Raw genomic sequence first — 9,034 nt, 5'->3', positions numbered from 1 at the left:
GATGATTTCAAGCGTGTAGCTGACAGCAGAACGGGGCAGGGTGTAAATCGGATCATTTGGATCCAGATTTTGAATGTAATTCGCCGGAGTGATCAGGATCGAGTCGAAATCCGCTTCGGAAAAGGGCTCCTTTGCAGAATTCCACGCCTGATCCACCCCGTCAAAACGCCACGACCAGGTCGCCTTCGGGGGCAATTTTTTAACGTGTTTTTCCAATTGACCGAACTGGCCTGACACAGAAAAACCACCCCCTGCTGCATCCGCAAAGGCATCCATCCAGTAAGGCACATTGGTCTGATCGGACCCCCCGTGATCTGCGTGATGGTAAATCAGGCTATGTCCGAAAACAAATGTCGAAAGTTCGGTTCTGGCAGCTGCATTATCATCTATGGACATAGTTGACCCCGTTTCAGAATTAAGATTGTCATCAAATGAAAGTAATAATCCTGCTTTTGTGAACAGGCTTATGGTAATTGCTGGTGCCATCTGGAAACAACGCGTTTCCAGATGGCACCAGCAATCAATATTGCAAGTTGTCCCCGATTTGCCTAAGATAATTCTAATTTAATTACAAAATTAGTTTAGTTGGGAATCATGAGATATTTTCACAAACCCATAGTTGCCGCCTGCCTGCTGGCTTGGACCGCAGTTATGCCTGCACATGCAGCTACAGTCGACGTTACCTACGATCTGCGTCCGACCTATAAATCCATAGACGGTGTCGGAACCCGGACAGCCACATATCGCTCTGATCTGGTCGGGGCGACTGTTCTGGCAAGGTTTGGCGATGGCACCACGGAAAACTGGGAATTCATTCAACATACATCGAATATATTCTCGGTGCGTGTTGATCACGAAAGCCCAGACCTCTCCTTCACCTACGATAACAGCAACACCTTCTCGATGAACGCCAGTAAGCTTCTCACCAACCTGACGGTGAATATGGGCAGGGCGAATGTAATTTTTGATGCTGGCGAATATCCCGACAGCGATGTGCGGAACTCTCCGACCACCAAGATCGGAATCGAGTTCAACGTAAGTGCGGGCGGTGACGCATTCACCGGGGCGATCGGTGCGCATTACAGCGGTCATGTCCAGATTGGCAACCATATGACCGGCGAGGATGCATTCACACAGTTGGACCTTGATTTCACCGGACTTGACGGGGGCGGGCAACTGGGCGGCATTTCATGGCGCGCGGATCTGGACGTTCTGGCAACCCCGAGCGACTTGGCCCTGCTGTCGCAAGTCCCTCTGCCAGCCGGTATGGGACTGCTTCTAACCGGCATTGGCGCCCTAGGTTTTGCCGCCCGGCGCCGACGTCGTAAATCCATTTAAAAACAACGCGGTGTGTCGCGCAAGGGAACCATTTCCAAGTGAATTGCATCCTGGGCTTTACGGTATGCCCCCTAATCGGATGAATGTCTTTTCGGGATAGGATCTCCCAACCTGCTCTGCGGGAGGGAGATCGCTCTGGCCCCCCACAGTGTTGCAAAATCGGGTCTTCCGAACAGAATTTCCCTATTTTTGTTTTAATTGACATAATTCTGTCTGTGGGCACAGATAGGTAGGAGAAAAGAGTGTTTTATTATAGACGGTTATTTGATGGGTACGGGTAGCAAACAGAATACATTCGCTGAAACTGACATTGCCATTGTCGGTATGGCGGCACATTTGCCCGGTTCTGATACTGTAGCATCCTATTGGGAAAACCTGCGCAACGGCATCGAGTCGATCCGCTCCTATAGCTCCGAAGAACTGCTCGCCGCCGGTGAGATGGCACATCGGCTGAACCGGCCCGATTACGTTCCTGCAGCCGCCCCGCTGCAAGGCTATCAGAATTTTGATGCGGAATTTTTCGGGCTGTCCCCCAAAGAAGCTGCGATTATGGACCCCCAACACCGTCACTTCCTCGAGGTCGCATGGGAGGCGATGGAAAACGCCGGACATATCCCCGAAGACACGCGCGGGCCTATCGGGGTTTTTGCCGGCTGTGGTATGGGCAGCTACTTTTATTTCAACATCTGCTCCAATCAGGATCTCGTTGATAACGTTGGAATGTTCCTGTTACGGCACACAGGGAACGACAAGGATTTTCTCTCTACGCGGGTCAGCCATATCTTTGACCTGAAAGGGCCTTCGGTAAACGTACAAACCGCCTGTTCCACCTCCTTGGTCGCCACGCATTATGCCACACAAGCCCTGTTGTCGGGCGAATGTGACACGGCTTTGGCGGGCGGTGTGACGATCGAACTGCCACAGGATCGCGGTTATATCTACAAAGAGGGCGAAGTGCTGTCGCCGGACGGTCATTGCCACGCCTTTGACCACCGCGCACAGGGCACGGTGTTTGGCTCTGGCGCCGGTGTTGTGGTTCTGCGCCGCCTGAAAGACGCGATTGCCGATGGTGATCACATTTGGGCGGTGATCAAAGGATCAGCGATCAACAACGACGGCGCGGCGAAAGCGGGGTATCTTGCGCCTTCGGTGGATGGTCAGGCCGAAGCCGTTGCCGAAGCACAGATGATCGCTGACACCCCTGCCGACACCATCGACTATATCGAATGTCACGGCACAGGCACCTATCTGGGCGACCCGATTGAGGTGGCCGCGCTGACGCAAGCCTTTAATGAAACCACACAAGAGGTCGGATTTTGCCGTTTGGGATCGGTAAAAACCAACATCGGCCATCTGGATACTGCCGCCGGTGTGGCCAGTCTGATCAAGACGTCATTAGCGCTCCATCACAAACAGATCCCGGCGTCCTTGGGCTATGAGAAACCCAATCCTGCGATTGATTTTGAAACAACCCCCTTTCGCGTCAATGATCAGCTAACAGACTGGATCAGTCACAAAGGCCCCCGCCGCGCCGGGGTTAATTCACTGGGCGTTGGCGGCACCAATGCCCATGTGGTGCTGGAAGAAGCCCCTGACCGGGCAAAAACGCAGCCCTCGGACTGGCCGTTTCAGATTCTGACTGTATCGGGGCGCAACAAGGCAGCGCTTGACGGAAATGCTGCCCGGCTGGCAGCACATCTTCGGGCCCATCCCGAACAGGATCTGGCCGATATCGCATGGACCCTGAAAAACGGGCGGCGGGGCTTTGAACGCCGTAGGGTGATCGTGGCCGAAAGCCATGAAGACGCCGCTGACCAGCTGGAAAAGAACGATCCACGTCGCGCATTTTCCCACAGCGTTTTGGGCGATGATCCCGATTACGTCTTTATGTTCCCGGGCGGCGGCGCCCAATATGCAGGCATGGCCCGCGATCTCTATGAGACCGAACCCGTCTTTACAGAATGGATGGATAAGGGTCTGGAAATTCTGCAACCCAAGCTGGATTACGACATCCGCGCGCTGTGGTTGCCCGAACCGGGGGCTGAAGAAGCCGCCGACTCCCGGTTGACGCAGCCTTCGGTGCAACTGCCGCTGATTATGATTGTAGAATATGCGCTGGCGCAGCTCTGGATCAGCTGGGGCGTCACGCCTGCTGCGCTTGTAGGACACTCCATGGGGGAAAACACTGCTGCTTGCGTGGCAGGGGTGATGTCATTTGAAGATTGCATCGGCCTTGTTCACCTGCGCGGCAAGCTGTTTGACACCGTTCCTGCGGGGGGCATGCTGTCCATCGCCCTGCCCGCGGATCAGCTCAAACCGCTTTTAGGGGATGATCTGGATCTCGGAGCGGTGAATGCACCTTCCCTTAGCGTGGCGACCGGACCGCAGGCTGCACTGGATGTTCTTGAGGCGCGATTGAAATCCGACGACATCGACTGCCAGCGTATTCCGATTGATATCGCCGCCCATTCGCGGATGCTGGAACCTATTCTGAAGGACTTTGGCGATTATCTGCGCGCGATCCCCCTGAATGCGCCGCAGATTCCGTTTACATCCAACCGCAGCGGCGATTTCATCACCGATGCACAGGCACAAGACCCCGATTACTGGGTTGGACACCTCCGTGGCACTGTGCATTTTGCCGATTGTCTGAGCACCCTCGCATCAAAAGACGAACGGGTTTTCATTGAGGTCGGACCGGGACGGGCGATGTCCGCGCTGGCGGGGCAACACGATAAGGTGCAGGCCAATCAAATTGTGAACACCCTGCGCCACCAACAGGATGACGTGGCCGATGACGCCTATTTCATGGCGATGCTGGGCCGGATCTGGGCTGTGGGTGGGACGTTTGACTGGGATCAGATCTGGGGCGGTGTTCCCCGTCACCGCGTGCCTTTGCCGACCTATGCCTTCCAGCATGCTGCCTATTTCATTGAACCCGGCATGGCCAAATCCGATGCCGATGCGCAATGGCTGACCCGGAGCGACACGCCTGAAAACTGGGGTTACAGACCCGCATGGGTGCCGCGCTATGCTGCCTGTGACGTGGATGTGACGGGCGATCTGTCCGAGGCGGAAAAACAGGTCTGGCTGGCCTTCACCGATGAGGCGGGGCTGGTGACTGCGGCCGCGAAACGACTGCGTGCTGCTGGACATGACGTGATCACCGTGCGCACCGGAGACACTTTTTCCCGGGATGGAGAGGGCGGTTATTTCATTGCCCCCGAACGGGGCCGCGAAAGCTATGACGCCCTGATATCAGACCTCAACACCCGCGATCTGATCCCCACCCGTATCCTGCACGGCTGGATGATCACCCCCGACGAAAGTTTTCGCCCCGGATCCAGCTTTTTCCATCGGGTGCAGGAACAGGGGTTCTATAGCCTGTTTTTCCTCGCTCAGGCGATTGGCGGCGAAGACCTGCCCGAAGACATCCATATTCTGGCGCTCAGCAATGGCGCCGCACAGCACAGGGACGAACCCCTGCCCCACCCTGAAAAGGCAACCCTTGCAGGTCCGGCCCGTGTGATCCCGCGCGAGTTTCCGCATCTGACGGTCTCAACGCTCGACATTACCCTGCCGCCCCGGACCGGGCGCAAGAAATATTCCCTGCCCGAGGATCAGGTTAATCAACTGGTCGATCATATCCTTGAGGACGCATTGGCGGAGCCGGGCAATGACACCGCCCTGATACGGGGGGGCAAACGTTTTGCGCTGACCTATCGCCCCGCCCCGTTGGACGATCTCCCCGAGGGGGAACTCCCCGTGTTGAAACAGGGCGGGGTCTATATGATTACCGGCGGCTTTGGCGGCATCGGGCTGACGCTGGCCGAGACCCTGATCAAACGTGCAGGTGCAAAGCTGGCGCTGGTTGCACGCAGCCCCCTGCCACCGCGCGAAACTTGGGACAGGGTCCTGAAAAATACCGCGGCCACAGCCCCGCTTGCCCGCCGGATTACAGCCCTACAGCGGCTTGAGGCAATGGGCGGGTCCATCATGACCTTCGCTGCCGATATCAGCAATGTAGAAGACATTCGCGATGCAAAATCCGCGATTGAAGCCGAGCTGGGTACGATCAACGGCATCATCCATGCTGCAGGCCATATCGACGACGCGCCGATCATGACCAAGGATGCCACCAGTATCGAAGACGTCTTTGCCCCTAAAATCCACGGCACCAATGTGCTGGACGAAGTGTTTCCCGACGGGACGCTGGACTGGCTCGTGCTGTTTGCCTCCAGTTCCACCGCGACAGCCCCGATCGGGCAGGTGGATTACGTGGCCGCCAATGAATATCTTAATGCCTACGCCAAATCCCGCAGTGGCGACCAGACCCGTGTGCGGGCGATAAACTGGGGCATCTGGGCCGACGTGGGCATGGCCGCCGACGCAATGGAGGCGCGCACCGGCAGTGCCACCCCCCCGGAAGTACACGACATAAACGCCCCCATGCTGGATCAGGCCACGTTTGACCACGCCGGAAACAGGATCTTCACTGCAAACTACACTGTGGCCGACCGTTGGTTTCTGGACGAGCACCGCACCAAGGCCGGCGATGCGTTGGTCCCGGGCACCGGCTATCTGGAGATGGCAATCGAGGCGCTGCATGCCATGGGGGAAACGGCAGCCTTTGAAATCCGCGACCTGTATTTCCTGCGCCCCTTTGCTGTCGGCGATGCGGGCTCGGTTGATTTGCGCCTGTCCCTGCCGCGCAGCGATGCGGGTTACGGGTTTCTGGTGGAAAGCGGCGGAAAGGGAGGCTTTGCGCAAAACGCCCAAGCCAACTTGCAAATCCTGCCTCTGGCAGCCCCCGCACCACTGGATGTCGCGGCCATCACCGCCCGCTGTAAGGCGCCGCTTGAGGCTGGTGAAACCGGCTGGATTACCTCCCCCCAAGAGGCGCATCTGAATTTTGGTCCGCGCTGGCGTGTGTTGCAATCCACTGCGCTCGGGGACGGCGAAGGCATCGCACGTCTGAAACTGCCCGCTGCCGCTGCAAAAGACACTGATCAGGGTTATCTGCTGCATCCCGGCCTGATGGATCTGGCGACAGGTTGGGCAATGGAACTGATTGCGGGCTATGCCAGCCAGCACCTCTGGGTGCCGGTCAGTTACCGCTCGGTCAAGGTTTACGCACCGCTGCCCGGCGAAATTGTCAGCTGGGTGCGCAACGCGGGTGACAACACCTCGGACGGGGATATCGCCAGCTTTGACATCACACTGGCAGCCCCCGACGGGACGGTCTGCGTGGAAATCAGCGGCTTCTCAATCCGCCAGATGGAAGAAATCTCGGGCTTTGGTGCGCAGGACGAAGCCCCGTCGCAAGCGCCCGACGATACTGCACGCCCCCTGTCGCCCGCCGAAGAACGGCTGCGTCACAATCTGTCTCAGGGGATCCGGGCCGAAGAAGGCGCGGAGTTGTTCCTGCAAGCATTGATGGGAACGCACCGCCAGATCATCCTGTCCTCGCTCGATCTGAACGCGATTATCACACAGGCCGGGCAATCTGATGATACCGACACCGAGGACGGGCAGAAATTCTCGCGGCCACAACTGGACAGTGACTTCGTTGCCCCCTCAAATGCCATCGAAGAACGGCTCGCCGCCTTTTGGCAGGATCTTTTGGGGGTGGACCAGATCGGGGTTGAGGACAGCTTCTTTGATCTTGGCGGCCATTCCCTGATCGCAGTGCGGCTGTTTGCGCAGATCCGCAAAGCCTATCAGGTCGATTTCCCGATATCCGTGCTGTTTGAAGCGCCCACAATCCGCAAATGCGCCGAATTGATTGCCGCACGCGGTGTCACGGATGGCGACAGCGCTGAGGCAGCCGCAGCGGATAAACCCAAAGCCCCGCCCCGCCGCTTTACCCATCTGGTCGCGATGCATCAGGGCGAAGGCGGGCACAAACCACCCTTTTTCCTTGTGGCAGGGATGTTTGGCAATGTGCTGAACCTGCGCCATCTGGCACATCTGATTGGCAGTGACCGTCCTTTCTACGGGCTTCAGGCGCGCGGATTGCTGGGTGACGACCCCCCCCATCGCACGATCGAATCCGCTGCGGCCGACTACATCTCCGAGATGCGTCAGGTGCAGCCCCATGGCCCCTATCATCTGGGCGGGTTTTCGGGGGGTGGCATCACCGCGTTTGAAATAGCCCGACAACTGCGCGCAGATGGCGAAGAGATCGCAGCGCTGGTCTTGCTGGACACCCCCCTGCCGGTGCGTCCCGGAATAGAAAAGGCCGACAGGCTGAGGATCAAGTTACAGGATATCCGCAAGGGCGGGCTGGGGTATTTCCGCGACTGGGCCCGCGACCGCATTGCCTGGGAAATGCGCAAGCGCCAGACCCGCGAGGAAACTGCCGAAGACGGCCAGCAATTCCACAACGTCGCCATTCAGGATGCGTTTCTAGAAAGCGTCGGCGCCTATCAGGTGCAAGACTGGGATGGCACGCTGGCGCTGTTCCGCCCGCAACTTGTGCCCAAATGGACCGTAGGCGACAGGTTGATCAGCCATGAGCGCGTTTATCTTCATGACGATAACGACTGGGGCAAATTCGCCCCCGATATCCAGATATTCGAGGTGCCCGGCGATCACGATTCCATGGTGTTGGAACCCAATGTGCGCGTGCTTGCTGCCCGCATCCGCAGGTATCTGGAACGCCCCCGCGATCAGATCCAATTTCAGGAAGCCGCCGAATAAATGTCTGACCCGACCATTCTGACCATCGTTCTGAATTACAAAACCGCTGAAATGACCCTGAAGGCCGTGGAAGCCGCACGCATAGCGATGGAGGGTCTGCCCGGCGAAATCGTGGTTGTGGATAATGACAGTCAGGACGGGTCATACGAAACCCTGAGCGCCCGTGTAACGGCGCAGGGCCGGGACAATATCAGGGTCATCCAATCGGGTCATAACGGGGGCTATGGCGCGGGCAATAACGTTGGCATCCGGGCCGGGCTCTCGGATGGGTCACGCCCAGATTACATCTATATTCTGAACTCGGACGCCTTCCCCAAGCCGCAGGCCATCCGGGTGCTCTACGACCATCTGAACACCACGCCCGGCACAGGTTTTGCAGGCAGCTATATTGAAGGTGAGGACGAGATACGTCACATCACCACTTTCCGCTTTCCTTCAATCTGGAGCGAATTTGAACGGTCTGTGAAACTGGGGCCCGTCAGCCGCCTGCTGAAATCCCACCGGGTGCCCGATCCTCGCAACAGCTCCGGGCCGGTCGACTGGCTGGCGGGGGCCTCGGTGATGATGCGTCAGGACGTGCTGGACGAAATCGGCCTTTTTGACGAAACCTTCTTTTTGTATTTTGAAGAAACAGACCTGTGTCGCCGCGCCCAAGAAGCAGGTCACAGGGTGATGTTTCTGCAAGACAGCGTCGTCACCCATCTGGGGTCGGTCTCTACTGGGATGAAGGAATGGTCCCGCGTGCCGGATTACTGGTTCAACTCGCGCTGGCATTATTTTACAAAAAACCACGGTCGCGCTTATGCCACTTTGGCCACAGCCCTGCATCTGAGCGGTGGCGGGCTGCACTGGCTGCGCTGCAAAGTGACCCGTAAACCACATGGCGGCGCGCCGCATTTCCTGCGGACCCTTGCCCGCCACGATATCGCCCAACTTTTTACCTCTAAACGAGACCATAAGATCAAGGCCCGTTCCCAAACCGGAGACTAACCCC

At 57.6% G+C, this 9,034-nt stretch carries 3 protein-coding genes and 1 pseudogene; 3 read left to right on the top strand and 1 reads right to left on the bottom strand.

Going from position 1 to position 9,034, the window contains the following annotated elements; all coding sequences use genetic code 11:
* Nucleotides 1–396: pseudogene (locus IEX10_RS16995) on the bottom strand (hypothetical protein); the annotation flags it as partial.
* 255 nt (nucleotides 397–651) lie between these two features.
* Here IEX10_RS16995 and IEX10_RS16990 point away from each other — a divergent pair.
* From IEX10_RS16990 to IEX10_RS16980, 3 genes are all read left to right on the top strand, one after another.
* On the top strand, nucleotides 652–1,338 hold the full coding sequence (locus tag IEX10_RS16990; protein ID WP_188678128.1) for a VPLPA-CTERM sorting domain-containing protein: 687 nt from the start codon (nucleotides 652–654) through the stop codon (nucleotides 1,336–1,338).
* Nucleotides 1,339–1,605: 267 nt separating this feature from the next.
* A complete protein-coding gene (locus IEX10_RS16985; RefSeq protein WP_188678126.1) occupies nucleotides 1,606–8,040 on the top strand; it encodes a type I polyketide synthase in 6,435 nt (2,144 codons plus the stop codon).
* Nucleotides 8,041–9,030, top strand: a complete 990-nt coding sequence (locus IEX10_RS16980; RefSeq protein WP_188678124.1) for a glycosyltransferase family 2 protein — start codon at nucleotides 8,041–8,043, stop codon at nucleotides 9,028–9,030.
* The last annotated feature ends 4 nt before the right edge of the window (nucleotides 9,031–9,034 follow it).

The organism is Neptunicoccus cionae, from assembly GCF_014643735.1.
Taxonomy (GTDB): domain Bacteria; phylum Pseudomonadota; class Alphaproteobacteria; order Rhodobacterales; family Rhodobacteraceae; genus Amylibacter; species Amylibacter cionae.
This window is presented reverse-complemented; position numbering and strand designations above follow the sequence as displayed.